Origin of the sequence: Flavivirga jejuensis (assembly GCF_030540765.1) — a bacterium.
Taxonomy (GTDB): domain Bacteria; phylum Bacteroidota; class Bacteroidia; order Flavobacteriales; family Flavobacteriaceae; genus Flavivirga; species Flavivirga jejuensis.
Genome location: NZ_JAUOEL010000005.1, coordinates 312,008 through 336,490 on the forward strand (window position 1 = coordinate 312,008; position 24,483 = coordinate 336,490).

Below are 24,483 nucleotides of genomic sequence, written 5' to 3' on the forward strand. Positions count from 1 at the left end.
TTAATGATTATAGAAGCATTTAAAAATAAACTTAAAAATTCACCAGAAGCCATCGAATTCTCTGAAACGATGGATGTTATAGAATCCAACTATAATTTTTCTCCAGTAGCGTTTACAAATGGCATGTTACAAAATAAAAGCGGAGAGAACTCTGGTTCTTGTAAATTGTTTGCTTTTGCAAAAAAGCAGGGATTAACAAAAGAAGAAACTTTGGCGTGTTTTGGTTCGTTTTATTTTAATGAGGTATTGAAAGATCCCGATGGAACAGGTCACCAAAACATTAGAAACTTTATGAAAACAGGTTTTGAAGGCCTTTCTTTTAGTGAGGAAGCATTAAGTGAAAAATAACAACTTATTTTGATGGACGATTTACTTTACGATATAAGGCAATGTGACATATGTTCGGAACATTTGCCCTTGGGACCTCGTCCTATTGTAAGTGCACATCCTGATGCTAAAATTGTTATTATTGGACAAGCTCCTGGAACACGTGTTCATAAAACAGGAGTGCCTTGGGACGATCCGAGTGGTAGACAATTACGAAAATGGTTGGGGGTTACAGACAAACAATTTTATGATGATACCAAAATAGCTTTAATTCCTATGGGGTTTTGTTACCCAGGAAAGGGCAAAACAGGCGATTTACCGCCACGACCAGAATGTGCTCCGCAATGGCACGAGCTGTTATTAAATAAGCTATCAAATATAGAATTGGTTATTTTAATAGGGATGTATTCTCAGAAATATTATTTAAAAAAAGAAGCAAAGAAAACATTAACCGAAACGGTAGCAAACTACAAAGACTATTTACCTAAATATTTGCCGTTACCTCACCCATCACCTAGAAATCGGTTTTGGTTAACAAAGAACCCGTGGTTTGATGTTGAGGTGTTACCAGGGTTACAAGAAAGAGTAAAATACCTGATTTAACTTTGTGTAAACAAAAAACCCCACCATAAGGTGAGGTTTAAATTTTTTAATAAAACGGGTTAATATTTTAAAGGCTACTTATGTATTCTTTGTATTTTGAGATCTCTCTAGGATCTGTAGCAAAATTAATACGTTTTATTTCTTTTCCTTCTTCATTTAGTTCAACTAAGTAAGTATCTTTTCCTTCATCTACCATTTGTAGATAAATTTTCATACTGCTATCATCATTATAAAATTTTACGCCTTCAAAATTGTCGTAATTAGATGTTATTTGTTCTTTAAACACTTTACCGTTTTTAAGAGATTGTGTTATATTTCTTCCATCTTTAATAAACATTTTAGATTCGATGTCCCCAGAATCGTTGTAAGTTAAAGATGTTACAGGTTTGTCATCCTTCATTTCAGATTCAGAAAGCACTTTGCCATTTTCAAAATAACATGTAACTTTTCCATTAAGAATGCCGTTTGTGTAATTGCTTACTTTTTTCAACTTTCCGTTAGGGAAATATGTTCTTTCTTCTCCATGAAGTTTTCCTTTACTGTAGTTGGAATGCATGAATTTTTTTCCATTCTGGTGGTAGAAAACGTATTTTCCATATAAAAGACCTTCTTTAATATGGAATTCTTCCCATTTTGTCATTTCATCTCCAACGATAAAATAACCGTCTAAGGGTTCTCTAGAAATGTTATCTCTATAAACTTTTACACCGTTGTAAGAGTCTACAAAGTACCAGTTTCTTGGAATGTAATTGGGTTCTGATGGGTCTTTACTTGTTTTATTATTACAATTAAAAAGACTGAAAAGCGCGCAAAACAGTAGCACGCGAGCGGTTGTTGTAGGTAAATTCATAATTTTGGGTTATAATAGTTGCCGCTAACATAAGGAATAATTATCTAACCACCAAGGATTTAGTTTAAAATTATTTATGCTTCCCTTTTTCCCAACCATGTTTTTCAAGATATTTTACACCACTTTCAACGGCACCATCCTCAATAGAAGTGCCCATAGAATCGTTCCAACGGTTTAAATATCCGAATAGAGAAATAACACCAAGCATTTCTACAATTTCGCCATCATTCCAATATTCATGTAGGCGTTTTTTAATAGTATCGTCTACACCATTTGGTATTTGAGAGGCTAGTAAAGAGAAATCTAAAGCAGCACGTTCTGCTTCATTAAAAGCAGGATGTGTACGATATTCCCATATATTATCTAATTGTTCTTGCTCTGCACCATAGCGTTCGGCTGCACGAATAGCATGTGCTTGACAGTATCTGCAACCTGTTGCGTTGCTGCTTACCCAGGCAATCATTCTTTTTAAAGCAGAGCTTACGCGTCCCTCGTTAGCCATAACGGCCTTGTTTAGGTTTATAAATGCTTTACTAATGGCTGGGCGATGTTGCATGGTAAGCACCGAGTTTGGACAAAAACCCAAAGTTTCATTAAAGAATTCTGCAAGTTCTTTGGTCTCAGAATCATGATTAGCAGATAAAGGTGTTACTAAAGGCATATTTATATTTTTTAGTAGTATTTTTGAAATTACAAGAAACAAAAAATAATTTAATAAAAAATGACAAATCATATTACAACAACATGGTTAGGAGACATGAAGTTTGAGAGTACTAATCCCTCAGGGCATAATTTGTTTATTGATGCGGGTGAAGAAAATGGTGGTAAAAGTGAAGGATATCGTCCTAAAGCTTTAATGTTATCTGCTTTAGCTGGTTGTTCTGGTTTGGATGTGGCTTCTCTAATTAAAAAAATGAAATTAGAAGTAGATGATTTTAAAATAGATACAGAAGCAAACCTTACCGAAGAGCATCCAAAATATTATGATAAAGTAACCATGCATTTTCATTTTTATGGATCCGATTTAAATGAAAAAAAACTTCAAAAAGCGGTTGATTTATCTATTGAAAAATATTGTGGTGTTATGGAAATGTTTCGACAATTTTCAGAATTAACTATAGAAACTCATTTTTATAAAAATAAGGATTAAAGGAATCAAGTTCTAACTTTTAAAATATAAAATTTCAATTAATCCATGCGTTGGACATTAAAACCCAAACCAGCCCCCTCTAAAATAGAAGCATTACAAAAAGCTCTCCAAGTAGATTCGGTATTAGCAACATTGTTATTACAACGTGGTATTGAAACGTATGAGCAAGCTAAAGCTTTTTTTAGACCAAGCTTAGACGACTTGCACGATCCATACTTAATGAAAGATATGGATAAAGCTGTTGCCCGCATTGAAAAAGCCATTGTTAATAGCGAGAATATTTTAGTTTATGGTGATTATGATGTAGATGGTACAACTTCTGTTGCTTTAATGTCTACATATTTAAAAACACGATATGGTTTAGTTCATACCTATATTCCGAACAGATACGATGAGGGTTATGGGATATCATATAAAGGAATCAATTTTGCTTTAGAAAATGACTTTACACTTATTATAGCTTTAGATTGTGGTATTAAAGCTATAGAAAAAGTAGCATTTGCTAAAGAGAAAGGGATTGATTTTATTATTTGTGATCATCATAGACCAGGAAAAGAGATTCCTAAAGCGGCAGCTGTTTTAGATCCTAAACGAGAAGATTGCGAATATCCGTTTAAGGAGTTGTGTGGTTGTGGCGTAGGGTTTAAATTGATACAAGCATTAGCACTAAAAGAAGGGAAAACAGTAGATGACTTAACGGAATATTTAGATTTAGTAGCTACTGCTATTGGTGCCGATATTGTTCCTATAAATGGAGAAAATAGAGTATTGGCTTATTTCGGACTTCTGGTAATTAATACCAAACCACGACCAGGGATTAAAGCAATTTTAAATCAAGTCGAAAAAACGGAATTAACTATTACTGATGTCGTTTTTATTGTAGCTCCCAGAATAAATGCTGCTGGACGTATGAAGCATGGTAATTATGCAGTAACTTTGTTAGCAGAGGAGGATGAGGACTTGGCAGAGAAATATGCTTCTGAGATTAATGATTATAACCTAGACAGACGTGAAACAGATAAACGAATTACAGAAGAAGCTCTTAAGCAAATTGAAGAACAGGAAGAACAGAAACGTTTTACTACTGTTATTTACGATAAAACTTGGCATAAAGGCGTTATTGGTATTGTGGCTTCTAGATTAACAGAAACGTATTATAGACCAACTTTAGTCTTTACTAAAAGTGGCGATAAATTAGCTGCTTCGGCGCGTTCTGTTAAAGATTTTGATATCTATAATGCTTTAGGCGAATGTAGTGAGCATATTGAGCAATTTGGTGGACATAAATATGCTGCAGGATTAACTTTGAAAGAAGAAAATTATGAAGCGTTTAAGCAAGCTTTTGAAGATGTGGTTTCCAGAACGATCGATAAAAACTTATTAATTCCTGAGATAAAAGCAGATATTGAAATTAATTTGAATCATATTACGCCAAAATTCTATCGCGTTTTAAAACAATTTGCACCTTTTGGTCCTAATAATATGACACCTGTTTTTATGACTGAAAATTTAACAGATACAGGTTATGGTAAGTGTGTGGGTGCAGATAAAACACATTTAAGATTAACAGCTACACAACCCGATGCTAGTAATATTGTTTGTATTGGTTTTAGTATGGGAGATAAGTTTGATTTGATTTCAAACAAAAAACCATTTAGAGCTGTTTATTCTGTAGATGAAAATGAGTGGCAAGGTAATGTGTCGTTACAACTTAAGTTAAGGGATATTAAGGAGTGATTATTGTTAAAAACTAAAACAATAGTGTTATTGTTTTAGTTTTTAACATAAAAATAAAATAAAATCCGTAGTTATTTTAGTTTTATCTATTTTTGTAAAGTAAAGACCATAGTTATTTTAATTTTATATGAATAGTTTTCAATCGGGAAGAAATATAAATCAGGGTTATTATAAAAGTTTTGAACCTAATCTAATACATAAAGATTGGGAAATAACGGACATGCAGATATTTGCTTTATTAAGTAAAGCAGATAGACATTTGGGAAGATTAGATATGTACTCGGAATACGTCAATTTAGATTTATATGTAAGTATGCATATAGCAAAAGAGGCAACTCAATCATCTAAAATTGAGGGTACCCAAACTAATATGGAAGATGCTTTTTTAAGTAAGGAAGATGTAGCTTACGAGAAAAGAGATGATTGGGAAGAAGTACAAAATTACATTTCAGCTATGAATGAGGCAGTTAAGATGTTACATACACTGCCTTTTTCTTCAAGGTTAATAAAACAGACACATAAGATTCTTTTGCAAGGAGTAAGAGGAGAGAATAAATTACCTGGAGCATATAGAACGAGCCAAAATTGGATTGGAGGAGCTTCTATTGACGATGCTGTTTTTGTGCCTCCAAATTATAATTCAATAAATGATTTAATGTCTGATATTGAGAAATTCGCAAATAATAAATTAAATCATTTACCAGATTTACTTAAAATAGCAATTATTCATTATCAATTTGAAACTATTCATCCTTTTTTAGATGGTAATGGAAGGGTTGGTAGATTATTAATAACCTTATATTTAGTTAGTAAAGGTATTTTGAAACAACCTATTCTATATTTATCTGATTTTTTTGAAAGAAATAGGATGCTTTATTATGATAATTTGATGCGTGTTAGAACTCATAACGATTTATCACAGTGGCTTAAGTTTTTTTTAACAGGAATTATAGAAACAGCGCAAAAAGGTGTTAAAACCTTTGATGGGATTTTACAACTTCAAAAAATTATTGATGAAAAAATCAAGACACTAAAAGGTAGAAGTACAGATGCAAAATTATTAATAGATTATTTATATACTAAACCTATAATAAATGCAGCGACTGTAGCTGTAGTAATAGATAAATCTCCTGCATCTGCTTATAAGCTTTTAAGAGATTTAGAGTTTTTAAAGATTATTGATGAAGTAACTGGTGCTGAACGAGGCCGTCTTTATGCATTTAGCGACTATTTAGATTTGTTTACTAATAAAAATTAAATTTTAATGGCGAAAAAAGACCCCTATGCAGCCTTACGAATTAAAGAGTTTAATATTTTTTTATTAGTCCGTTTTGTATTGGTATTCGGATGGTCTATGCAATTTATTGTGATTGAATGGCAGGTTTATAGCCTAACTAAAGACCCTCTTTCTCTTGGAATTATTGGTTTAATGGAAATAATTCCAGCATTTACCATGGCTTTATTTGCGGGACATATTGTAGACCAGAAAGAAAAACGAAACCTTTTAGCCTTATGTATTGCCGCGTTTTCGTTAATTAGTTTAGGGCTATTTTTATTAACCTGGGATACCATTGTTGAAGGTTGGGCAACCAGAACGATACTTTACTCTATTTATGGACTAGTATTTTTTGGAGGTTTTTTACGTTCTTTTTTCGGACCAACTATTTTTTCTTTAGTGGCTTTAATTGTTCCTAAAAAAATATACCCTAATGCTGCTACCTGGAATAGTTCTACCTGGCAAATGGCTGGTGTTTTAGGGCCTGCATTTGGAGGGCTTTCTATTGGGTGGATAGGTGTGCATTGGTCGCTTTGCATTGTTTTTGGGTTAGTTTTATTGTCTTTAATTATTTTGTTTCAGATAAAGCGAAAACCTATTTTAAATCCTAAAATAGGAGAGCCTGTAATACAAAGCCTTAAGGAAGGGGTGCGATTTGTATTTAAAACGAAAGCTATTTTAGGCGCGATGACTTTAGATATGGTGGCTGTCTTATTTGGCGGTGCTATTGCCTTACTCCCTGTTTTTGCTCAAGATATTTTAGAAGTGGGAAGTGAAGGCTTTGGAGTACTTCGTGCAGCTCCTGCTGTTGGCGCTTTTTTAACCATGTTAGTAACAGCATATATACCAATAAGTAAAAATGCTGGTATGAAATTACTAGCTGCTATTTTTGGTTTTGGGGTTTGTATTATAGTCTTTGGGTTGTCATCTATTTTCTGGGTTTCGCTACTGGCATTATTCTTTAGTGGGATGACAGATGGCGTTTCTATGGTAATTAGACAAACCATTTTGCAGATTAAAACACCAGATCATATGCGTGGGCGTGTTTCTTCTGTAAATTCTATGTTTGTAGGGTCTTCTAACGAGTTGGGTGCTTTTGAGAGTGGTATAACGGCAAAATATATGGGAGCTGTTGTAGCTGTTGTTTTTGGAGGCACGATGACATTGATAACTGTTGTAACTACTGGACTGGTATCGCCATCGTTTAGAAAGTTAGATCTAACTAAAGATATTGAGGCGCATGAGAAAGAATAAATATTTGAGATTAATCTAATTACTGAAATTTATGAGACAACTAAATTCATATGAACTTTTAGATAAGTTTAAAGATTACTCTCTTGATATTGAGTATTGTGATTTTAGTGATTTAACATTAAAAATGAATCAGTTTTTTTTCTTTCTTTTAGATCAAGAAATTTCTTCTAGAATATTAGAGAGATTGTCAACAGATTTTAAAGATTTAAAAGTTAAACTATTCTCTGATGATTGTATTAATTCTCCAAAAGGACAAAGAGAGGTAAAAGAGAAATTAGTGTCTAGAGAACTACAAGGAGCTTTCGGTTTTTTTACAATTCTAGAAAGATATAATCATTCGAATAAGTATTCAAATGATTATATTGATTTAGTTAGAGATTGGAATTATTATAAAAGAGGAGGCGATTATCATGATTTTAAGGTAGATTTTATCACATATTTTTTTAAGCCATTTACAGAATTATTTGAGTGGTATTTGAAAGAAAGCAAAGTTTTCAGCGATGAAGATTATTTTTCTTTTGACCAACAAGAAATAATAATTGAAAATATAAGTATTTTAAGAAATTCATTAGAAAGAATTGAGCTTAAATTGGATTTTACAGGTCAAATACTGGATAGCCATTTTGAAGACCTAGAAAAATTGGTAAAAAAGTTAAATAAAAAGAACTTGATAGAAATTATAAAAGGAAAGTTTGGAGATGAAGTTTTATCTAAATTAATTTCTCTTGAATCATTTACTAAATTAGTTGAGTCAATTACTGGAGAAAAATTTGATCTTTTAAACTAATATTCCTTCAAGTCAAAATTTTCACCATCAAAAACACCATAAGTGTAATAACTTATCCAATCGCCTAGATTGATGTATTTAGAGTTGTCTTTAAGATCTATATTTAGTGGTAAATGACGATGTCCAAATACAAAATAATCGTGGTGTTTGTCTTCTAACTTTCGTTTACAATATTGTACCAACCACTCATTGTCTTCTCCTAAAAATTGGGCGTCTTCATCGCCAGAAATGAATTTGTTTTTTACTGATAAATATTGTGCCATTTTAACCCCTAAGTCTGGGTGTAACCATCTGAATAACCATTTACAAAATGAATTTGTAAATACCTTTTTCATGCGTTTGTAACCTTTATCTCCAGGACCTAAACCATCTCCATGACCAATAAAGAATGTTTTATTATTAAAGGTGAATTCTTTTGGTTTGTGGTACACAGGAATATTGAGTTCTTCTTCAAAATAGCCATTCATCCATAAATCATGATTGCCCACAAAGTAATAAATTGGAATGCCCGAATCTGAGATCTCGGCTAGTTTACCTAGTGTTCTTGTAAAACCTTTTGGAACTACTTTTTTATAGTCCATCCAAAAGTCGAATAAATCACCTAGAAGAAAAATAGCCGCCGCATCTTGCTTTACTTCGTCTAACCAAGCAACAAACTTTTTTTCGCGAGGAAGCGATGCTTCTCTGGTTGGAGCTCCTAAATGATTATCGGAGGCAAAGTATATTTTTTTTCCTTTTGGAATTTGAATTTGCATGCTGTAAATATAATATAAATTCCTGCCTTTCGTCTAGCTCAAAACAAACTCCAGTAGGAATCTCATTATTAATAAGTTTTAAATTTCAATTGATATTGGTTTGTTGATTTTAAGTTTTTTTGACACAAATTAGTACAAACTCTGAAGGCTGAACACATCCCATTGCGGATTAGTGCGTTAGGGATTGAGCAATTGTTGGAGCTCCTCGCAGAGAGCGACTTGTGAAAACCCGACCTGAAAGGGAACGCCCTAATTATTATCGGAAGCATACCATTCTGCAAAGGAAGTATCGGTTTCTTGAAGTTTTAAAGAGTGTAATGAAATGTGTTTTGGCAAACGTTTTTTTATTTTTTTTGAAAAATCGATAACCATCATTTCACTAGTGGGTTGGTAATCTACTAACAATACATTGTGTCCTCTATTTTCAAGCTCTCTGGCTAGTTCTACGTGTGGGGTGTTTTTATTAAATACAGTAGCATGATCGAATACGTTAACTATTTCTTCTTTTACGATTTTTTTTAGATCTCCAAAGTCGATAACCATCCCGAATTTGACATTGGTATGGTCTGTAATAGGGCTTCCTATAACGGTTACAGATAGTTTATAACTGTGACCATGTACGTTTTTACACTTACCGTCGTACCCGTAAAGAGCGTGACCTGTTTCGAAAGAAAATTGCTTTGTGATGCGAATGTTGCTCATTATCTTCTTTTTCTTCTATTTACTAGGTAAACAATTATTAAAACTAAAGCTAGTAACAGAAATAACCCGTTTCCGCTTATAAATGACATGATATCCATAATTATTCTTTATTGGTTCTTCTTTTTATTATATCTATAAATTGAATATGCAAGCAACACGAGGACAACAAATGGTAACATTGAACCAATAAAAACGCCTATTTCGTAGCCTTTATCGGGAGCGTTTTGTATTTTATCTTCTATATTAATTTGTTGAAGAAAGGGCGTTAGTAATAGCATACTTGTTTTTATACTGTATGGCAAAGTTAATTGTTTTGAGCAAGAGGAATAAATATTTTCCTGAATTTTATAATTAGTGGGAAGCCTCTGGCAAGAATCCAAAATGTTAATGCTATAAAAATGGCATATAGTTTATAACCGAGATAGTCTAACCAAAATAAAATAGGGATAAAGACTAAAAACGTCGCTGTTAATAAGATATTTCGCAAAATTTTCATTCTGCCCAAGCCTTTAAAGATGCCATCGAAAATAAATGCTAATGCACATAAAGGTTGCATGGCTAAAACGATCCAAAATACGTTGTAAAACTCTTTGAGAACTTCGGGATCGTTAGTGAATATGGTTCCTAAAGGGTAGTATAGTAAACCACCTGCAATGGCTATTGTGATTCCGATAATTATGCCGTATTTAATTAGTGTATTACTTAGGTGTATAAGTGTTTTATATTGTTTTGCTCCTAACAATTTACCAGAAAGTATATTTCCTGCACTGGAATAACCATCTACTATAAAGGCTCCAAGAAACCACAAGTTAATGGCAATGGTATAGGCTGCTATATATGCTGCGCCATAACTTGTAGCAAAGGCACTGGCGTAATAGAGGGTGACGTTTAGTGCAATGGTTCTAACAAAAAGATTAAAAATCATTAATGCAAAGCGATTGATTTCTTTATTAAAAGGAAAGCTTATTTTTAAAGGTATCGAGGTTTTTTTAAGCAAATAATACGTAGAAAGAATAGCCATTATTAATTGTGCAATAACGCTGGCATAGGCTGCTCCTTTTATATTCATAGCAGGAATATAATTTGAAATACCATACACTAGAATAAAGTCTAATATAATATTAACTAAGGCTCCTATAATGGCAATAATCATAGGGTAATAGGTGTTTTGTAATCCTCGAAAAGCACCAAAAACAGCTATGGTGAATAAGGTGAATGGAAATCCGAAAACACGGATTTTATAATAATCAACACTATATTCTAAAATTAGGTCTGTGGCATTGTATAGTTTAAAAATGTTTTGGGCAAAAGGATAGGTGCTTATTATAATAAAAACACTTAAAGATGTTATAATGAAAATAGCTTGTGCTGGTAGGTTTTTTATTTTATCGAGTTGATTGGCTCCAACATATTGCGATACGATAGATGATATAGCACTTCGTGTTTGTCCTAATACCCAAATTAGCATAGATAAAAAGGTAGTAACAATACCAACTGCTGCTAGAGATTCGGTGGCATTTAGGTCTATGTTCCCAACTATGGCAGCATCGGTTAATGATAGAATGGGCTCTGATATACCAGAAATTAGTGCTGGTATGGCTAATTTGTTTATATGTTTTAGGTTAATGTTTGTACTCACAGTATTAATTCGTAACAATAAAAAGGGTGTTTGCTTTGCTTAGGGAAATAAATGTTTCCTAAACGTTTATATCCGCGATGTTCATAAAATTTTTGATTTCTACTATTTTGAGAAAAGGTATCTAATCTTACCGAAATACAGTTGCTTTTTAGAGCAAATGTTTCTGCAAAATCCATTAGTTTTTGTGCATATCCTTTTCCTTGATGTGTTGGATGTATTGCTAGCCTATGAATATAAATGTTGTTTGTGTTTTCTGTTAACCAGGATATTGGAATATATTCCTCATCCATAAAAGTAGAAATGGTTATACAACCCATTATAACATTCTTTATTTCTAAAATGTATAATTCGCTACGTTCTGCATCTTTTAAAAAAGCTTCTTTATTTGGGTAATATTCATTCCATTGATGAATATTTTGCTGTATCATATTTACAGCACAGGCTTTGGTAATTTCTATAATATTACTAATATCGGAACGTGTTCCTTTACGAATCATTTAAATGTTTATTTTTGCATAAATATCGTTAAAAATTTAGTCAGTAAACCACTATTTATTATGAAGAATATTTTAGTTCCTGTTGGATCATCTAAAAATGCTTTAAGCCACTTGCAATATGCTGTAGATTTTGCTGAGACTTTTGGGGCAAGACTTTTTATTGTACAGGTATATAATGTATATACCAAAGCAGGAACCATGATTAAAATAGATGATATAATTGAACGAGAAAGTAAAGCTTTTTTAAAAGATTTAGTTTCTAAAATTGATACTAAAAATGTTGAGGTTGTTATAAAGACTTTAAAAGGAAAACTGATTGACACTCTTGAACTAGCAAGTAGAAAAGCCGATATTGATTTAATTTTGGTTGAGCCTAGAACTAATTCTATTAGAAAAGAAGTGTTTTTAGGTAAAACCTCTGGAAAAATTATTAAGCAAACAGAGATACCTGCATTAATTGTGCCTGAAGGGTACGTGTTTAAACCATTAAAGAATATCTTATTTGCTGTTAAGTCTGCGATAATAAAAAAGAATGATGCATTAAATCCGTTATTAAGTTTTAAAAACAATTTTAAGGCTACAATAAATATGTTATTGGTAAAAACACCTTATTATAATGAGGGCGATTTTGTTGTGGATAAAAAGTTATTAGATACGGTACATAATATCACCAAAACAGAAAATGCTACTACTTTTCAAGGGGTATTACAGCATTTACAATCTTATAATCCAGATATGCTTTGTGTGGTTAGGCGTAAAAGAGGGTTTTTTATTAAAAAATGGGAAAAGAATGTTATTTTGAAAAAAGATTTCTCTAGTTTAATACCTGTTTTAGTTTTAAGAGGGTTAAAATAATTATTATACGGATTGTATTTACTTTTTAAACTTTGAATTGAGCCTAAGAACTAAGCATTTCTTTTTTGTCTGATTCGTTATTGTAATTTATGCTTACTCTAAAGTCTAAGTTGTTCTTCATTAGTCGGCTATACATTAATTGGTTTAAAATAACATCCCCTTTAGGGTTGTATATCGTAAATTCATAAGTATGAAAATCGAGTCCGTCAACTTGTGTGATTTTCGTTGCCGATGAGTCAGATTTTATGCCTTAGCTCACCCTAAGGTCTGCTCTTAGCGATTATTTTTGAGCCTTTAAAACTTTATAAAAAGCTATTTCTGCTCCAATATTTGTGGGTGCATCTAGCTGGCAGGTTTCGCGAATTCACACGAATTCAGTTTTACAATGCTTTTTCTTTTGGAATGGTTTAGTTACAATTAGATTGTGTCATTTTATTTTTCCATTGAATCCAATATTCTTGTAGTCCTTCAGGCGTAGTTTTTAAATCACTTATATCTAAAGACTCTCCTTCCATTAAAACTTTACTTAGTTCTGCTTTTCTTCTAGATAAAGCAGGTTTATGATTCCATCCACCAACATGGTCAAATGAGGTATAGGCATCACATGTTTCTTTAACAGATATAAACGGGATTGATAATTTGTAAATTACAGTACCAGACCCCATGCCTTTGGTAGTCATAGTAATATTTGAAAAATCTACTTTAGAGTATTCACCTTTTTTATAAAGTTCTTTTAGTTTATCACCAACTGCACTTGACATTTTATTTGAAAATTGATGGGCTATATCTGAGCCGTCAATAAATTCAGGTCCTTTATAAAATCCTTCGCAACCATTTTTGGTGCAAGTTATTTTGGTTTTGTCTTTAGATTGAGCTAAAGCCGAAAAAGAAGTAGTTATCATTAAAATGGCTAGTATTTGCTTCATTTTACATTAATTAATGTTTTGTTTAATTCGATTTTTAATAGTCCCCATTGTTTTAATCTACCCAAACTCATTAATCCAAAATGTTTTATGCTTGAATCAATTTCATTGAAGCAAAGAGTTATTTCTTCTAGAGAAAATTTCTTTTTTGACAGGCTCATAGCATAAAAATATTTCTCAGGTTCTCGTTCTTTTAAAAAAGCTAGATTATTAAAATGCTTTGGAGAAACCATATTAATGATTTTCATTTTTAAATAGTTTTCCAAATCGTGAGATAACAACTTTTCTAAATATGGAATTATGTAATCAATTTTTCCATTCTCTAAAAGAGTGGCTAAGTAGGGACTTTGTCTCTTCTCCAAAAATTTATCTAATAGTTTTTGCTTTAAATCATCACTCCAAATTTTATCACAAATCGATAATGCAATTGTGTTTTCGTAATAATATTTAGAATAAAAATAGGTGTTAAAAAAATCTTGATAATGATTTTTAGATAATCTATTTAGAAGAGAAAATTGTAAATTTTTTATTCTTTGTCTGGTGTGATAATTAGCATTTTTTAATCTTAATAATAATTTTTCATATTGTAGTTCTGGTTTATCAACGATTTCTAAACGTTTTATAATATTTGATTCTATGGATTTTTTTAGTTCTGAATCTTCTTTTTTTAGATAAAACGTAATTAGTTGATTTAAATCGATTGTATTTAATATACTATGGATATAGATATCATGTAGACCTCCAAAGAAATCTTTTTTTTTCTCTATTAATAATTCAATGTATTTAATTTTTTCTTTCATCTCCAATATTAGCTAATGGTTTACATTTTATAAATCCGATAATTTAGTGTTATTCTCAATTAGCAGCCATTCAGTCCATTGCCAATATGGGAAGTGAGGGTTTAAATCAAGTCCATTATCTAAGATTAGTTTTTTACGTAATCCACTAAACGAATATGTTTCACCTGTATCATCCAATTTTAAACACTTACTACCTTTTCTATAAATAGTAGCTATTTTTTCAATACTCTTTTCGTTCAAAGGAATGTAATTTACTTTTTGTCCAACTTTAATTTTCTCTTCTTGAAAAAGCTTGGTAATGTATCTACCTTTTCTTTTCTTACCAGTATCTTTAGGTGAATCCGATTCTGTAACAAGAAAGTTTCTTGCAATGAACTCACTATCTTCATCTTGAAAATAGTTAAATGTCAAAACATTAATTTGAAGTCCGTTGCTAGCAAGATATTTACATATTCTTTCTGTAATTAAATCTATTGAAGAACCAACAATGTAAATTTTCTGATTTTCGTTAATTTCTATGTCCTCTTCATAGTCATCAAATTTTTCAGACATTAATTCAGATACGGATTTATCTATTCCATTTTTTGTGAGTATGTCATTAATTGCATCTTCATCAAGAGTATTAATCCAAGAAGCATAGTCTAAAGCTTGTGCTGTTACTTTTCTTGTAGTTAGACCTCTTTTTAGTTCTAAAACTATTAAATCTCCATTTTCATCTATTGCTAGTAAATCAATTTCCTTACCATGGTCGGTTTTAATTTTAGAACCAATTAGAATGGCATCTGGAAGCACAATTGAAATATCATTTTCTATCCACTTATGAATTCTGTCTTCGTAGTCTAAATTGTTTGAATTTATTTCTACTAATTTATTATTATCAACTTTCCAGAGTTTTGTTTTCTCCATTTTGTTTAATTTATTTCTCCTAAAATATGATTACAGTTTATGGCCATTTTAACTTAGCTCTTGCCAACGTAGGTTAATCTAATTCTTCAAATTTTTTAATCTTACTACTAACACTTTCTAACGACTCAATATGTCCCTTAATAGCATTCATATGTTTGCTAGTTACGTATTCCATATCATCAAAAGCGGAAAGAACTTGATTGGCAATATCATTAGTCTCTATTGCGTTATAATCTTCTGGAATGTATTTTGCTGATATATCAATAAGAGGTTTAACAAATCGCTCTGCTAGTAAGTTTCTGTTTTTTAATCCATTATTATCTATAATTTCATTGTCATTAAATGTTTTAAATCGTAATTGAGTATATTCAGCCATAAACTTGTCGTTGGGGTTAAAACTGAATTTTTTAATTCCACTCTCATTAATAATATTTTCCGCTCTTAAATTGCAAAGCTCAAAATACTTGGTGTATAATAATCCCCGATATTTATAAAATTTTTGCTCGTGATAATTATATTTTTTAATATAAGTTCTAACTTCACTCCTTAACGAGTCTCTAAAGTCATATAAGGAATAGAGGTTTGTCATAAGGCTATTTATAGTCTTTGTATTTTCTGTATTATCAAAACCATATTTTTTATAAATGTCTTTGACGCTTATAAATTGAAGAAAATTCACTTGAATATCTGAATAAAAAGAAAGTCTGAAATCCTTCTTTTGCATATATTCTTCAAGACTTTTTATTTGTTTTTCAATTGGCTTTTGAATTGATAATAGATTATTTTTTAATAAAAGATTTTCAGAATTTTCTAGTTCTTGATTTTCTTTCTTTATATTCTTTTGTTCTCTTTTATAAACTGATTCTGAAATTAAATAAGCACTTAAAATACTTGCTATGATTAGTGAAAGTGTCAGCCAATCAAACCAGTTAGGCTCAAAGTCAAAAATCTTAATGTGGTGAAGTGAAATTGTTAATTGCATTTAGTTTGTTTTTACAAATACCATAAAGGATGTCTATTTTACACTTTTTAAAGATAAGTCCTACAATGATGTTATCATAATAAATTATCTAATATTGAAAATAATAAATAAAAAGGTGATGGGTTTTAGTGGAGGGTTTTTGCAACTAAATGCATACATTTGTATCCAAATGCAGGTAAATGCAATATAACCTAAACGTTATAAAATGTTTGTAAACTCTTGCAAGCACTGTAAATAAAGGCAAAGGGGATGTAGCTCAGTTGGCTAGAGCGCTTGACTGGCAGTCAAGAGGTCGTCGGTTCGAATCCGATCTTCTCCACTTAATAATCAGACAGTTACATGAATTTGTAATTGTCTTTTTTTATTTCGGCGTGCTTTTGGCGTGCCTTTTTTAAAACGGATAAGTTTAAAATTTCTGAGGGAAATCTGCTTTTTTAATTCAGTTCTTTGTTGGGTATAGTTATTTTAACATTTCTTTCAGTTCTTTAAAGTTTGGATTGTCCAATAAATCCCATTTATTTCCAGATGCTAATTTTATTGCCTTCCGCATTTGATTTATTCGATTAGCCATTGGTAGAATAATTCTATTTCCGTGTTTAATAAAAGAATATAAATCTTTTTCAGAAGTTGGTATTTTATAACCTTTAGGGCTTGATGAAATTAAAATTCCATTGTCTCTTAAATTCCCAACAACTTTTGACCTGAAATATTCTTCCTTTAAAGGTTTATCTCTACTTTGATTAAGGTGATTAAATATCTCTTTTGTTGAAATGTATCTTGATTTATAATAAACTCGTTGATACAATAGTAATAATTTCAAAAAGTTAATTTGGTCAATTTTTTGTTGGTTATTCCCGCTTTCTTTTTCAATGAAATCGTTTATTCTTAAATGGCTGACTTCAGCAATTAATGGATTAAAAATGTCGTCCGTATTTGACTCAACAAAATCTTTGAAATTATAATCTTTAGGAAAGAAGTTTAAATCGCTAACTATTGGTTTTATGATTGTTTTAAATTCTTCACTATATTCTGAAATCTTGGTTTCATCATAAATGTAGCCTAATGTTCCAGCAATTAAATCGGCTATCTGAATTAAATTACTTTGCTTGCTATTTTCAATTCCAAATTGAGAACCAGAAAACAAGGTTTTTTGATGATGTTTATTCACATAAGATTTGAACTCTAACATATAGTCATTTCCGCCATGTTCATCTACATACAATTCTAATTGAGGGAAAGTTCTAAATAATTCTTTATATAAAAGGTTATTTAAATATTTATAAAAGGATTTTTTATAGCTAAATCCTTTTCCTTTTAATTTTCTCTTGTCTACAATAACTGCATAAATAGATAAGTCTAATTTTACGATATCTGATAAAACTCTTATTCTTCTTTTATGATGTTTTGAAATTCCACTAGATTTTATTTCTCCAGTTTGAAAATTATGTTTTTGACGTATTTCATCTACTGATTTTTCAAGTTCGATTACTTTGTCAGAATTACAAATTACAGTCGCAACTATAAAGTGACTTCCTTGAGTTGAAAATTGGAAAGAATTATTTCCAGATTCATCTGCAAAGGCTGTAATATGATTCATATTCGGAAGTTTTTTTAATTAAGCACAACGAAAACATGTAGTTAACATTAATTATATATTACATGCTAAGGTAATAATTCTTACATATTAACAAGCAGTCATTAGCATAAAAACTGAATATTAGTTTCTGACATCCAGATGTTTATAAATTTTTTAGAATGATTGATTGTTTTGAGAAATTTACGATATTCGTAGTCTAATTATTATATATGGAAGTTGTTTGCTTACAAGAAGAAGCTTTTTACGCTCTCTTTGATAAGGTTTTGGAGCATATAGGAAATAAATATGGGGATAAGCCTCGTAAATGGATTAGTGACCAAGAGGCTATGTCACGCTTAAATATTAAATCAAAAACAACCTTACAAGAATTAAGAGATAATGGCGATATTGGTTTTTCTCAACCTCGTAAAAAAGTTATTCTTTACGATGCAGATTCAATCGAAACGTATTTAGAAAAGCATTCACGTAAACCCTACTAATTATGGATGATAAAACAAAAGTAAGTGAAGAATATATTGATATTGAAGCCTTTAATCAAGGTTATGAAGTTGCAAAAGAATTGGGATTAAAACCCGATGCACTCAACGGAATTAATGCAGGAAATAACCGTATGCAATCTATGAAAGAGGGGATGGAGCAATATCACAAAGAAGTTGCTTTAGAAAAAGCAAAAACACAGAATAAAGATATTATCCCTCCTTTTGACATGGATAGTATAGATAATAATTATATTGATCTAACGCCTGACAAAGAGGATAAAGACAAAGGTCTTGATATGGATATTTAAAATAAGAAAAAGATGAAACAACCAACTAAACCAACACAACCTCCAAAACCAAGCATTCCACTAAGAAGGGATTCTCCAACTCCAACCCCTAAGCATAATCCTTCTCCACCAACTAGAGGTAATCCAAGACCGCCTAAAAAATAAATAGAAAGAAAACGAGGAGGGTTAATAACCCTAAAAACATTAGAATAAGGCTCACGAGTGTAAAATTATCTGTGTAAGTAGCATAGGTTGCCGCTTTTTTATCATACATTTCAATCTTACACTTATCCTTTTTGGTGATTTTTTTTCCTGCTTTGATTTCGGTATCACACATTAAGTAATCTTGTTCGTTTGATTTACGACCAAATATTTGGCTAATAAAATTGAAAATTATTGCGAGAATAAATGATGCTCCAGCAATCTTTATAAAGACAGGATAATTTACTGGATTTTCTTTCAGGTATTTGAACGTTTCCAAACAAACATAAGTACCAGCTCCGCTAATCGATATCGTAAGCAAGTCAATTCTTTGAATACTATAAAATAAACCTTCATAAGAAAGTCGCCTACGTTCTTTTAAATCTTCCATGTTTTAATTATTTGCCTGAATATAAATAAATTATATAAAGGTTGTTTGTTTTGCGTGAATACCTTTTCAAAAAAAATCTGTCATGCTCCTTGCATGACAAAAATTGACCTTTATAAAATTTCTGAAATTGAACTCACTTATAAACGAAAAGTCAGAGCCGATGACCGTCCAAAGATTTCATCATCTTGGGATGCGTATAAGGTATTTCGTGAAAATTGGGATGACTTGACAATTAATCTGGCTGAAGAATTTAAGATCATGCTTCTTGATCGCAATAATCGCTGTATGGGAATTGTGCCGATTTCTAAAGGCGGTGTGTCGGGAACAGTCGTTGACCCTAAACTTGTTTTTGCCTCTGCTCTCAAGGCTCGTGTCTGTGCCATTATTTTAGGACATAACCATCCGTCGGGAGCCACAAAACATAGCCGTGCAGATAAAGCAATAACTGAAAAACTTGTGCAGGGTGGACGCTACTTAGATTTAAAAGTCCTCGATCACATTATCGTTACCGACGAAAGCTATGTGTCGTTTTCTGATACAAATTTAATCATCTAATCAAATCCCTCAGAAAAGAAATCGGTAAGGCTAATGTCTAATGCCTCAAGAACTTTCAGTAAACTAGTTATTCTTAAATCTGACCCTTTTTCGTAGCGTCCATATTGTGATCTTGGGATTTCATTATCAAAGGCGAACTGCTCATAGTTTGAGTATCCTTTTTCTATCCGTAATTCTCTTAACCTGTTCCCCAGTTTTTGGAGTATGTCTTTGCTATGTAAGTTCTTTTTTGCCATGAACAAATTAAGCTTTAAATCCACTTATTTGTTACCATTTTAAAGATACCATTTATAAGTGGTTATTTTTTGTATATTTGCTCCTACAAAAAATTACTAACTTAAAAACAAACAAACAATGAAAACGCTATTATTCAACTACAAATTTTTATTCATTGCCCTAATATTTTTGTTATCGGTGTCATGTTCAAAAGACGACAATCCAGAAACCAACATGAACCCGATTGGTGATTTATTAGACCCCAATATGGTGTCTGAAAATGTAATCATTGTGGGTAGCGACTATATAAAAGATAAGCTGCCAACGCCTAATGGCAACATATCTTTAGAATTATTAAAACAAAACCAATTTGCTTTACCTGTTGAGGGGTTTGACATTTCTTTAGAAACGGAAGAACCAATAATTGGCGCCTATATTCAATTTGAGCATAATGATGGCTCACTCGCCTCTGGTTATTTTGATGTTAACATTAGAGAAAACCTTCTTGGAAAAACGTCTCGCAGTAATACCAAAAATGAAGTAACTCTCAACAAGAAATATACACTTGATATTGATTTTAATGAAAATATTTCATCTGCTATATTTTGCTACACTATTAGCGTCTATGATGCTGAACAGAACATTAGTGCGCCGCAAAGGGTTTGTGTAGAAGTCGGGGTTTTAGGAGGAAATGCTGAGTTAGCTAAAACATGGTCTTTTGCTAGTCGTCAAAATTTTTATATTTCAGATATGGGTGGTACAGAAACATTTAAAATTGGAGATACACTCATAAAATATTATTCAAGTTTTGATTGTGATACGGGGGAAAGAATAACCTTGAGCGGTGTTTCAATACAGGACAAAAATACATTAACCTTAAATATTGATGGAACATATGGCTATAAGAACGATAGAATTGACGATAAGTTTGACCGTAGTGCATCGAGTGAAACATGCGAACAGGTAAGTGGCAAAGTCGTAAAAACCCATGAAAATCGTGGCGTTTGGTCTTATCAAGCGACAACAAAACGCTTGGTATTAATCGAGCATAGGCGCACTTTAAAAGAAGATGGAACTGTTACGTCTGATTCTGAAAGAGAATCTGGTGATGGTGACCTTTTTTGGGACGTATTAGTAGAGCTAAATACGAACGAATTAAAACTTTTTGATGGCGATGGGGTAAGTAGAGATTCCGTTTGGTGGACTTATTTTACTCAATAATTGATATATTATGATTGGGGGAAGATGAACGATTGGTAGCTGTAAAACTCCCATTGAATTAGTCGAAAAACGTGCGATTAAACGCGCGTTTTTTTGTTATTCAAAGTCATCGGATATATCTTTTGAGTTTTTTTGAAAGTCGGATAGTTCTTTTTCCGTTTTATTTCTGTCTATATCTTTGTTTTTAGAGTCATCATCAAGATCAATATATGAACCATGCTCAATGATTTCATCCCGTTGTTCATTGCTCAATTTCATTGATTGTTCAACATCTATTTCTTGAATTGGTTCTTTATCAGAATTTGTTTTATCCAGTTCCTGTTGTTTTTCTTCTTGGTAGTCGAGTAATTTATTAGCACCGTCGTTTTCCATCAAGATACCTATTTCTGTTTTGTTGAGTTCATCAAGCTGTTCTATATATTCGTCAAACTCATGAGATTCAAAATTTTGTTTAATGGTCTCATAAATTTTTTGGTCGTAATCATCGCGGGTTTTATTGATATGGTCTTGATAAGAGTCTTTTCCTTCTTTTCCTTCTTTTTTATTCTTTGGGATTTCAATATCTCCTTTTGGTTTCGGAGAGGGTTCTAAAGAATAAGACCTGTCTGGTCTATTATGATTAAGCTTATCTATTATCTCCCTTTTTTCTTTAACAAGATTTCCTGTGTCACTATCTCCTAGTGCAACATTTCTAAGGTCATCTAATTGTTCCCACTTGTTTTCTCTTGTCATAAAGATATTTTTGTGTTACAGTTGTAACAAATGAAAGGCGCTTTGATATGGCTATAAAATTCGACTCTTTATGTCCTACATTCTACGAAGAATATAAAACAGAAAATTTGGATTATGCCGATGAAACTCGCCAAATCGTTTGTGAACAACTTGGATTTGAGCCTAGTTTAAACGCCTCTTGTTTACCTGAACTTTCTTTACGAAAGTCTCTTAAGCGTTTTAAAACAGGTAAACTAGAAGAGAAGAAATTCCAAGTTCATGTAGAGACTTTTTGCAACAATATAAAATTAAATATTCTTCGAGCAGTCCCTGAACAGAGGCATCTATTTGATAGGAAAGAAGCAGAGAATTATACGCGCTAATTACCCATTCCCTGCGCCTCCACTATCATTTTTCGTTTCTCCGTTGCTTTGGGTGCTATGGTTATCAGATTGAAAACCATTACCAACACCACCACTTTCTTTAGCAAACCCGTCACTGCTTTCGCTACCATTGTCAGAGCTGTCATCATCTAAGGAATCATTTTCCCAAAGGTCGTTTGTTCCTGAAAAACTATCTTCAACCATATTGTAGAGAGATTTTCTCAATCCTTCATCTTCGGGTAAATCAATGGGTAGGTAAACACCTTTGGTTTCTTGTTTCGGTTTGCGACCGATAAAAACATCGTATTTCATTTCATTGGTTATTTTTTTGTCAATATTATCTAAAACCCAATTACGTCCTTTTTGTGCTTTGCTAAAATTTCTAATGCCGAAGATAATGCCGCATATAATTAATAGTACACCTATTGGTCGTGTAAATTCCAAAGGTAGTAATGGAATTCCTATGATTACAGGAATTGCAGGTTCTAAAAGCGTATGAACATGATATGAGGAAATTTTTATTCCTAAAAACTTTTTACCGATAACCCTCGACCAAAAATTTGCGGTTTCACCATCAGAAAGGCTGAAACGTTTAAAATCATAAGCTGTTCCATATTTGGAAACTTCCATACGATGTCGAATTGAAAAAACCAAAAACACAGTGGAAAATATAAATATCGAATAAGTGTCTCCATCTAATCTAAACCTAAATATATCATCCAAATAGGCATATCCAAAATTCAATACAAAAAATAATGTGATAGATTGAGAGAAAGTTATATATCTTTCTCCAAAGCGTTTTCTTAAAAAGACTTCGACAATGGCAGATGCATGCGAGGCAAACATCATAAAAAAACCAAAAATAAAATCTCCTGCATGGTTTTGTCTTCCCTTGTGAGTTTCAATAAAAATATTTCTTTTTTCGGGGTTGTATTCATAATACTTACTTTCTGTGCTCATATCTTTTTCTGATTTATAATTAGTAATGCGTGATTTTTTTTTGTACTTGTAAATGGTATGCCTTGTCTGTGAACGACGACCTCAATGTCATAGCCATTAAGTTGTCCACCTGTTTTTTGTTGTGCAAATTTTGATGGTTGAATAATGTGTAATAGACTTTGAGAACTACCTTCATTAAAGCTAGCACTATCGCCCATAGATTGACCTTCACTCCCCATCCATTTTAATTCTTTTCCAACAAGATCAGCGGCATACTCATTGGTTTCCACATCAGAATTAGCATGAAAAAATTTAGTACCTAAATTCCCTGCTAAGGCTTTAAAACGATACATGCCCTTTTCGCCGCCACCCGCATGCAGGGTATAATTGGGCAGATTTTGCGTCAGGTACACCGTGCAAGCGCGATAACTTCGCGCCGTTGATTGATGGTCAATGTCATGGTCATGGAGAAAATAATGTGCTTCATCAACCCATAAAAAAGTCGGTCGACTTTTGTCTTTGATTTGCCGTCTTTGCATGGCACGTTGCCAAATATATTTAAACAAAATCTGACCATCTCTACCTGTGTTTTCAAAAATCAAATAGGGTAGATTAACGATGATAATTTTGCCCTTAATTGTGTCTTCTGGAGTCACGGTGGTTTTTGTATTGAACAAAGAATAAAGCGGGTCACGCATAAATCGATCCCCAAAGCCAAAAAACATTTGTTCAACAATACTTCTGGTCTTCTCAGAGAGGTACAACCAATTGCCGTAAAAGAAGTCTTCAATGATGTGTAAACGTCTCGCAAGACTGTCTGTTTTTTCTGTTTTAGGGTGTTTGTTGAGATGACGGGCGGCATGTTCCATCATCAAAAAGCAATATGAATCCTTACGCCATTTTTCGCTTGCTAATTCATTCTTACTTTTAGGAGCAGTTTGAATGATCTTATAAATATCTTTAAACCGAATATTATCACTTGTTAAGAGACATAAGTCTACCGCATTAACAAGCAATTGTTGGAGCGAAGCATCCCAAAAAGCTTTATCGGATTCCTGACCATCATTTGCACCTGCCTTAATAACCGTTTTAAGTGTGTCGGCGATATTGTGCGTAATGCCAGTGCCTTTATCAGGGCGACTACTCTCATAATCAAGGAAGTTAAAATACTGGTCAGAGCCATGTCCAATAATAACAAGGTCATCTTCACGACCATGTTTTTTGCAATAGGATTTCCAAAGGTCTAACTCATCTTCTTTGGCAGTCAGTACCAATCCACCAAAGCCTAATTCTAAATATTTTTTTGCTAGGAGCGCCCCCGAGCCAGAAGTTTTACCACTACCTAATCCACCCATAATGAGAACACCTTCACAGGCGTCACGTACTGTAAAGGGATAACCGACTTGCCAATCGATAAGAGGAATGTCTAACACAGTTGTTAAGCTTAAACATTCTTAGAG

At 32.2% G+C, this 24,483-nt stretch carries 31 protein-coding genes and 1 tRNA gene; 15 read left to right on the plus strand and 17 right to left on the minus strand.

The window, feature by feature from the left end; all coding sequences use genetic code 11:
• Positions 1–3: 3 nt before the first annotated feature.
• Together Q4Q40_RS15320 and Q4Q40_RS15325 are read left to right on the plus strand one after the other, a co-directional pair.
• A complete protein-coding gene (locus Q4Q40_RS15320) occupies positions 4–348 on the plus strand; it encodes a HopJ type III effector protein (RefSeq protein WP_303302775.1) in 345 nt (114 codons plus the stop codon).
• Between the two features lie 12 nt (positions 349–360).
• Positions 361–930, plus strand: a complete 570-nt coding sequence (locus tag Q4Q40_RS15325) for a uracil-DNA glycosylase family protein (protein WP_303302776.1) — start codon at positions 361–363, stop codon at positions 928–930.
• Between the two features lie 67 nt (positions 931–997).
• On the opposite strand, the gene Q4Q40_RS15330 is transcribed toward Q4Q40_RS15325, so the two are convergent.
• Positions 998–1,780, minus strand: a complete 783-nt coding sequence (locus tag Q4Q40_RS15330; RefSeq protein WP_303302777.1) for a toxin-antitoxin system YwqK family antitoxin — start codon at positions 1,778–1,780, stop codon at positions 998–1,000.
• Positions 1,781–1,850: 70 nt separating this feature from the next.
• Positions 1,851–2,441: a carboxymuconolactone decarboxylase family protein gene (locus tag Q4Q40_RS15335; protein WP_303302778.1), complete on the minus strand. Its 591-nt coding sequence runs from the start codon at positions 2,439–2,441 to the stop codon at positions 1,851–1,853.
• A gap of 60 nt (positions 2,442–2,501) precedes the next feature.
• Here Q4Q40_RS15335 and Q4Q40_RS15340 point away from each other — a divergent pair, with 60 nt between their 5' ends.
• The 5 genes from Q4Q40_RS15340 (at position 2,502) to Q4Q40_RS15360 (ending at position 7,984) form a co-directional block, all read left to right on the plus strand.
• The gene (locus tag Q4Q40_RS15340; RefSeq protein WP_303302779.1) at positions 2,502–2,930 is read left to right on the plus strand and encodes an OsmC family protein; all 429 of its coding nucleotides are present in this window, start codon (positions 2,502–2,504) and stop codon (positions 2,928–2,930) included.
• Between the two features lie 45 nt (positions 2,931–2,975).
• Entirely contained in the window at positions 2,976–4,667 is a 1,692-nt protein-coding gene (gene recJ / locus Q4Q40_RS15345; RefSeq protein ID WP_303302780.1) for a single-stranded-DNA-specific exonuclease RecJ, read from the plus strand.
• Positions 4,668–4,794: 127 nt separating this feature from the next.
• Positions 4,795–5,925 carry a Fic family protein gene (locus Q4Q40_RS15350; protein WP_303302781.1) on the plus strand — a complete coding sequence of 377 codons (1,131 nt, stop codon included), beginning with the start codon at positions 4,795–4,797 and terminating at the stop codon, positions 5,923–5,925.
• A gap of 6 nt (positions 5,926–5,931) precedes the next feature.
• On the plus strand, positions 5,932–7,197 hold the full coding sequence (locus tag Q4Q40_RS15355) for an MFS transporter (protein ID WP_303302782.1): 1,266 nt from the start codon (positions 5,932–5,934) through the stop codon (positions 7,195–7,197).
• 31 nt (positions 7,198–7,228) lie between these two features.
• Positions 7,229–7,984, plus strand: coding sequence for a hypothetical protein (locus tag Q4Q40_RS15360; RefSeq protein ID WP_303302783.1), 756 nt, complete (start codon positions 7,229–7,231; stop codon positions 7,982–7,984).
• Here Q4Q40_RS15360 and Q4Q40_RS15365 read toward each other — a convergent pair.
• From Q4Q40_RS15365 to Q4Q40_RS15385, 5 genes are all read right to left on the minus strand, one after another.
• On the minus strand, positions 7,981–8,733 hold the full coding sequence (locus Q4Q40_RS15365) for a UDP-2,3-diacylglucosamine diphosphatase (RefSeq protein WP_303302962.1): 753 nt from the start codon (positions 8,731–8,733) through the stop codon (positions 7,981–7,983). The two genes, Q4Q40_RS15360 and Q4Q40_RS15365, sit on opposite strands and share 4 nt — an antisense overlap.
• A 255-nt stretch (positions 8,734–8,988) precedes the next feature.
• Positions 8,989–9,441: a 6-pyruvoyl trahydropterin synthase family protein gene (locus Q4Q40_RS15370; RefSeq protein WP_303302784.1), complete on the minus strand. Its 453-nt coding sequence runs from the start codon at positions 9,439–9,441 to the stop codon at positions 8,989–8,991.
• A 107-nt stretch (positions 9,442–9,548) separates the two neighbouring features.
• The gene (locus Q4Q40_RS15375; protein WP_303302966.1) at positions 9,549–9,743 is read right to left on the minus strand and encodes a hypothetical protein; all 195 of its coding nucleotides are present in this window, start codon (positions 9,741–9,743) and stop codon (positions 9,549–9,551) included.
• A gap of 2 nt (positions 9,744–9,745) precedes the next feature.
• Positions 9,746–11,080, minus strand: a complete 1,335-nt coding sequence (locus Q4Q40_RS15380; RefSeq protein WP_303302785.1) for an MATE family efflux transporter — start codon at positions 11,078–11,080, stop codon at positions 9,746–9,748.
• Entirely contained in the window at positions 11,077–11,577 is a 501-nt protein-coding gene (locus Q4Q40_RS15385; RefSeq protein ID WP_303302786.1) for a GNAT family N-acetyltransferase, read from the minus strand. Before Q4Q40_RS15385 ends, Q4Q40_RS15380 begins: the two co-directional genes overlap by 4 nt.
• Positions 11,578–11,637: 60 nt before the next feature.
• On the opposite strand from Q4Q40_RS15385, the gene Q4Q40_RS15390 reads away from it, so the two are divergent.
• Complete coding sequence (locus Q4Q40_RS15390) at positions 11,638–12,432, plus strand: universal stress protein (protein WP_303302787.1); 795 nt, start codon at positions 11,638–11,640, stop codon at positions 12,430–12,432.
• 407 nt (positions 12,433–12,839) lie between these two features.
• On the opposite strand, the gene Q4Q40_RS15395 is transcribed toward Q4Q40_RS15390, so the two are convergent.
• From Q4Q40_RS15395 to Q4Q40_RS15410, 4 genes are all read right to left on the minus strand, one after another.
• Positions 12,840–13,358 carry a hypothetical protein gene (locus tag Q4Q40_RS15395; protein ID WP_303302788.1) on the minus strand — a complete coding sequence of 173 codons (519 nt, stop codon included), beginning with the start codon at positions 13,356–13,358 and terminating at the stop codon, positions 12,840–12,842.
• On the minus strand, positions 13,355–14,155 hold the full coding sequence (locus Q4Q40_RS15400) for a hypothetical protein (protein WP_303302789.1): 801 nt from the start codon (positions 14,153–14,155) through the stop codon (positions 13,355–13,357). Before Q4Q40_RS15400 ends, Q4Q40_RS15395 begins: the two co-directional genes overlap by 4 nt.
• Before the next feature lie 27 nt (positions 14,156–14,182).
• Complete coding sequence (locus Q4Q40_RS15405; protein WP_303302790.1) at positions 14,183–15,061, minus strand: PDDEXK family nuclease; 879 nt, start codon at positions 15,059–15,061, stop codon at positions 14,183–14,185.
• 73 nt (positions 15,062–15,134) lie between these two features.
• The gene (locus Q4Q40_RS15410; protein ID WP_303302791.1) at positions 15,135–16,043 is read right to left on the minus strand and encodes a hypothetical protein; all 909 of its coding nucleotides are present in this window, start codon (positions 16,041–16,043) and stop codon (positions 15,135–15,137) included.
• Between the two features lie 245 nt (positions 16,044–16,288).
• Between Q4Q40_RS15410 and Q4Q40_RS15415 the strand changes: the two genes are divergently transcribed.
• Positions 16,289–16,362: transfer RNA gene (locus Q4Q40_RS15415), tRNA-Ala, on the plus strand.
• Between the two features lie 141 nt (positions 16,363–16,503).
• Here Q4Q40_RS15415 and Q4Q40_RS15420 read toward each other — a convergent pair.
• Positions 16,504–17,640 carry a DUF3800 domain-containing protein gene (locus Q4Q40_RS15420; protein ID WP_303302792.1) on the minus strand — a complete coding sequence of 379 codons (1,137 nt, stop codon included), beginning with the start codon at positions 17,638–17,640 and terminating at the stop codon, positions 16,504–16,506.
• Positions 17,641–17,849: 209 nt separating this feature from the next.
• Here Q4Q40_RS15420 and Q4Q40_RS15425 point away from each other — a divergent pair, with 209 nt between their 5' ends.
• Genes Q4Q40_RS15425 through Q4Q40_RS15435 form a run of 3 tightly spaced genes read left to right on the plus strand, consistent with a single transcriptional unit; the run spans position 17,850 to position 18,571 of the window.
• Positions 17,850–18,119 (plus strand): helix-turn-helix domain-containing protein, encoded by a 270-nt coding sequence (locus Q4Q40_RS15425; protein ID WP_303302793.1) that lies wholly within the window; start codon positions 17,850–17,852, stop codon positions 18,117–18,119.
• Positions 18,120–18,121: 2 nt separating this feature from the next.
• Positions 18,122–18,427, plus strand: a complete 306-nt coding sequence (locus Q4Q40_RS15430) for a hypothetical protein (protein WP_303302794.1) — start codon at positions 18,122–18,124, stop codon at positions 18,425–18,427.
• A 12-nt stretch (positions 18,428–18,439) separates the two neighbouring features.
• A complete protein-coding gene (locus Q4Q40_RS15435; RefSeq protein WP_303302795.1) occupies positions 18,440–18,571 on the plus strand; it encodes a hypothetical protein in 132 nt (43 codons plus the stop codon).
• Here the strand turns inward: Q4Q40_RS15435 and Q4Q40_RS15440 are convergent.
• The gene (locus tag Q4Q40_RS15440) at positions 18,561–18,998 is read right to left on the minus strand and encodes a hypothetical protein (RefSeq protein WP_303302796.1); all 438 of its coding nucleotides are present in this window, start codon (positions 18,996–18,998) and stop codon (positions 18,561–18,563) included. The two genes, Q4Q40_RS15435 and Q4Q40_RS15440, sit on opposite strands and share 11 nt — an antisense overlap.
• A gap of 93 nt (positions 18,999–19,091) precedes the next feature.
• Between Q4Q40_RS15440 and Q4Q40_RS15445 the strand changes: the two genes are divergently transcribed.
• Positions 19,092–19,553, plus strand: a complete 462-nt coding sequence (locus tag Q4Q40_RS15445; RefSeq protein WP_303302797.1) for a JAB domain-containing protein — start codon at positions 19,092–19,094, stop codon at positions 19,551–19,553.
• On the opposite strand, the gene Q4Q40_RS15450 is transcribed toward Q4Q40_RS15445, so the two are convergent.
• Entirely contained in the window at positions 19,550–19,789 is a 240-nt protein-coding gene (locus tag Q4Q40_RS15450) for a helix-turn-helix domain-containing protein (RefSeq protein WP_303302798.1), read from the minus strand. The genes Q4Q40_RS15445 and Q4Q40_RS15450 overlap by 4 nt on opposite strands.
• A 118-nt stretch (positions 19,790–19,907) precedes the next feature.
• On the opposite strand from Q4Q40_RS15450, the gene Q4Q40_RS15455 reads away from it, so the two are divergent.
• Entirely contained in the window at positions 19,908–20,990 is a 1,083-nt protein-coding gene (locus Q4Q40_RS15455; protein ID WP_303302799.1) for a hypothetical protein, read from the plus strand.
• Between the two features lie 96 nt (positions 20,991–21,086).
• Here Q4Q40_RS15455 and Q4Q40_RS15460 read toward each other — a convergent pair whose 3' ends face one another.
• Positions 21,087–21,722 carry a hypothetical protein gene (locus tag Q4Q40_RS15460; protein WP_303302800.1) on the minus strand — a complete coding sequence of 212 codons (636 nt, stop codon included), beginning with the start codon at positions 21,720–21,722 and terminating at the stop codon, positions 21,087–21,089.
• A 47-nt stretch (positions 21,723–21,769) separates the two neighbouring features.
• Between Q4Q40_RS15460 and Q4Q40_RS15465 the strand changes: the two genes are divergently transcribed.
• The gene (locus Q4Q40_RS15465; RefSeq protein WP_303302801.1) at positions 21,770–22,084 is read left to right on the plus strand and encodes a hypothetical protein; all 315 of its coding nucleotides are present in this window, start codon (positions 21,770–21,772) and stop codon (positions 22,082–22,084) included.
• On the opposite strand, the gene Q4Q40_RS15470 is transcribed toward Q4Q40_RS15465, so the two are convergent.
• A complete protein-coding gene (locus Q4Q40_RS15470) occupies positions 22,085–23,044 on the minus strand; it encodes a hypothetical protein (RefSeq protein WP_303302802.1) in 960 nt (319 codons plus the stop codon).
• A complete protein-coding gene (locus Q4Q40_RS15475; RefSeq protein WP_303302803.1) occupies positions 23,041–24,456 on the minus strand; it encodes a type IV secretory system conjugative DNA transfer family protein in 1,416 nt (471 codons plus the stop codon). Before Q4Q40_RS15475 ends, Q4Q40_RS15470 begins: the two co-directional genes overlap by 4 nt.
• Between the last annotated feature and the right edge of the window lie 27 nt (positions 24,457–24,483).

Excerpts from the sequence above, each read along its gene's own strand:
- Q4Q40_RS15400 (WP_303302789.1), bottom strand. The coding sequence starts at position 14,155 with ATGAAAGAAAAAATTAAATACATTGAATTATTAATAGAGAAAAAAAAA.
- Q4Q40_RS15430 (WP_303302794.1), top strand. The coding sequence starts at position 18,122 with ATGGATGATAAAACAAAAGTAAGTGAAGAATATATTGATATTGAAGCC.
- Q4Q40_RS15325 (WP_303302776.1), top strand. The coding sequence starts at position 361 with ATGGACGATTTACTTTACGATATAAGGCAATGTGACATATGTTCGGAA.
- Q4Q40_RS15450 (WP_303302798.1), bottom strand. The coding sequence starts at position 19,789 with ATGGCAAAAAAGAACTTACATAGCAAAGACATACTCCAAAAACTGGGG.
- Q4Q40_RS15320 (WP_303302775.1), top strand. The coding sequence starts at position 4 with ATGATTATAGAAGCATTTAAAAATAAACTTAAAAATTCACCAGAAGCC.
- Q4Q40_RS15460 (WP_303302800.1), bottom strand. The coding sequence starts at position 21,722 with ATGACAAGAGAAAACAAGTGGGAACAATTAGATGACCTTAGAAATGTT.
- Q4Q40_RS15410 (WP_303302791.1), bottom strand. The coding sequence starts at position 16,043 with ATGCAATTAACAATTTCACTTCACCACATTAAGATTTTTGACTTTGAG.
- Q4Q40_RS15470 (WP_303302802.1), bottom strand. The coding sequence starts at position 23,044 with ATGAGCACAGAAAGTAAGTATTATGAATACAACCCCGAAAAAAGAAAT.
- Q4Q40_RS15435 (WP_303302795.1), top strand. The coding sequence starts at position 18,440 with ATGAAACAACCAACTAAACCAACACAACCTCCAAAACCAAGCATTCCA.
- Q4Q40_RS15425 (WP_303302793.1), top strand. The coding sequence starts at position 17,850 with ATGGAAGTTGTTTGCTTACAAGAAGAAGCTTTTTACGCTCTCTTTGAT.
- Q4Q40_RS15360 (WP_303302783.1), top strand. The coding sequence starts at position 7,229 with ATGAGACAACTAAATTCATATGAACTTTTAGATAAGTTTAAAGATTAC.
- Q4Q40_RS15465 (WP_303302801.1), top strand. The coding sequence starts at position 21,770 with ATGGCTATAAAATTCGACTCTTTATGTCCTACATTCTACGAAGAATAT.
- Q4Q40_RS15330 (WP_303302777.1), bottom strand. The coding sequence starts at position 1,780 with ATGAATTTACCTACAACAACCGCTCGCGTGCTACTGTTTTGCGCGCTT.
- recJ (WP_303302780.1), top strand. The coding sequence starts at position 2,976 with ATGCGTTGGACATTAAAACCCAAACCAGCCCCCTCTAAAATAGAAGCA.
- Q4Q40_RS15335 (WP_303302778.1), bottom strand. The coding sequence starts at position 2,441 with ATGCCTTTAGTAACACCTTTATCTGCTAATCATGATTCTGAGACCAAA.
- Q4Q40_RS15370 (WP_303302784.1), bottom strand. The coding sequence starts at position 9,441 with ATGAGCAACATTCGCATCACAAAGCAATTTTCTTTCGAAACAGGTCAC.
- Q4Q40_RS15455 (WP_303302799.1), top strand. The coding sequence starts at position 19,908 with ATGAAAACGCTATTATTCAACTACAAATTTTTATTCATTGCCCTAATA.
- Q4Q40_RS15420 (WP_303302792.1), bottom strand. The coding sequence starts at position 17,640 with ATGAATCATATTACAGCCTTTGCAGATGAATCTGGAAATAATTCTTTC.
- Q4Q40_RS15350 (WP_303302781.1), top strand. The coding sequence starts at position 4,795 with ATGAATAGTTTTCAATCGGGAAGAAATATAAATCAGGGTTATTATAAA.
- Q4Q40_RS15445 (WP_303302797.1), top strand. The coding sequence starts at position 19,092 with ATGACAAAAATTGACCTTTATAAAATTTCTGAAATTGAACTCACTTAT.
- Q4Q40_RS15440 (WP_303302796.1), bottom strand. The coding sequence starts at position 18,998 with ATGGAAGATTTAAAAGAACGTAGGCGACTTTCTTATGAAGGTTTATTT.
- Q4Q40_RS15385 (WP_303302786.1), bottom strand. The coding sequence starts at position 11,577 with ATGATTCGTAAAGGAACACGTTCCGATATTAGTAATATTATAGAAATT.
- Q4Q40_RS15405 (WP_303302790.1), bottom strand. The coding sequence starts at position 15,061 with ATGGAGAAAACAAAACTCTGGAAAGTTGATAATAATAAATTAGTAGAA.
- Q4Q40_RS15355 (WP_303302782.1), top strand. The coding sequence starts at position 5,932 with ATGGCGAAAAAAGACCCCTATGCAGCCTTACGAATTAAAGAGTTTAAT.
- Q4Q40_RS15390 (WP_303302787.1), top strand. The coding sequence starts at position 11,638 with ATGAAGAATATTTTAGTTCCTGTTGGATCATCTAAAAATGCTTTAAGC.
- Q4Q40_RS15395 (WP_303302788.1), bottom strand. The coding sequence starts at position 13,358 with ATGAAGCAAATACTAGCCATTTTAATGATAACTACTTCTTTTTCGGCT.
- Q4Q40_RS15340 (WP_303302779.1), top strand. The coding sequence starts at position 2,502 with ATGACAAATCATATTACAACAACATGGTTAGGAGACATGAAGTTTGAG.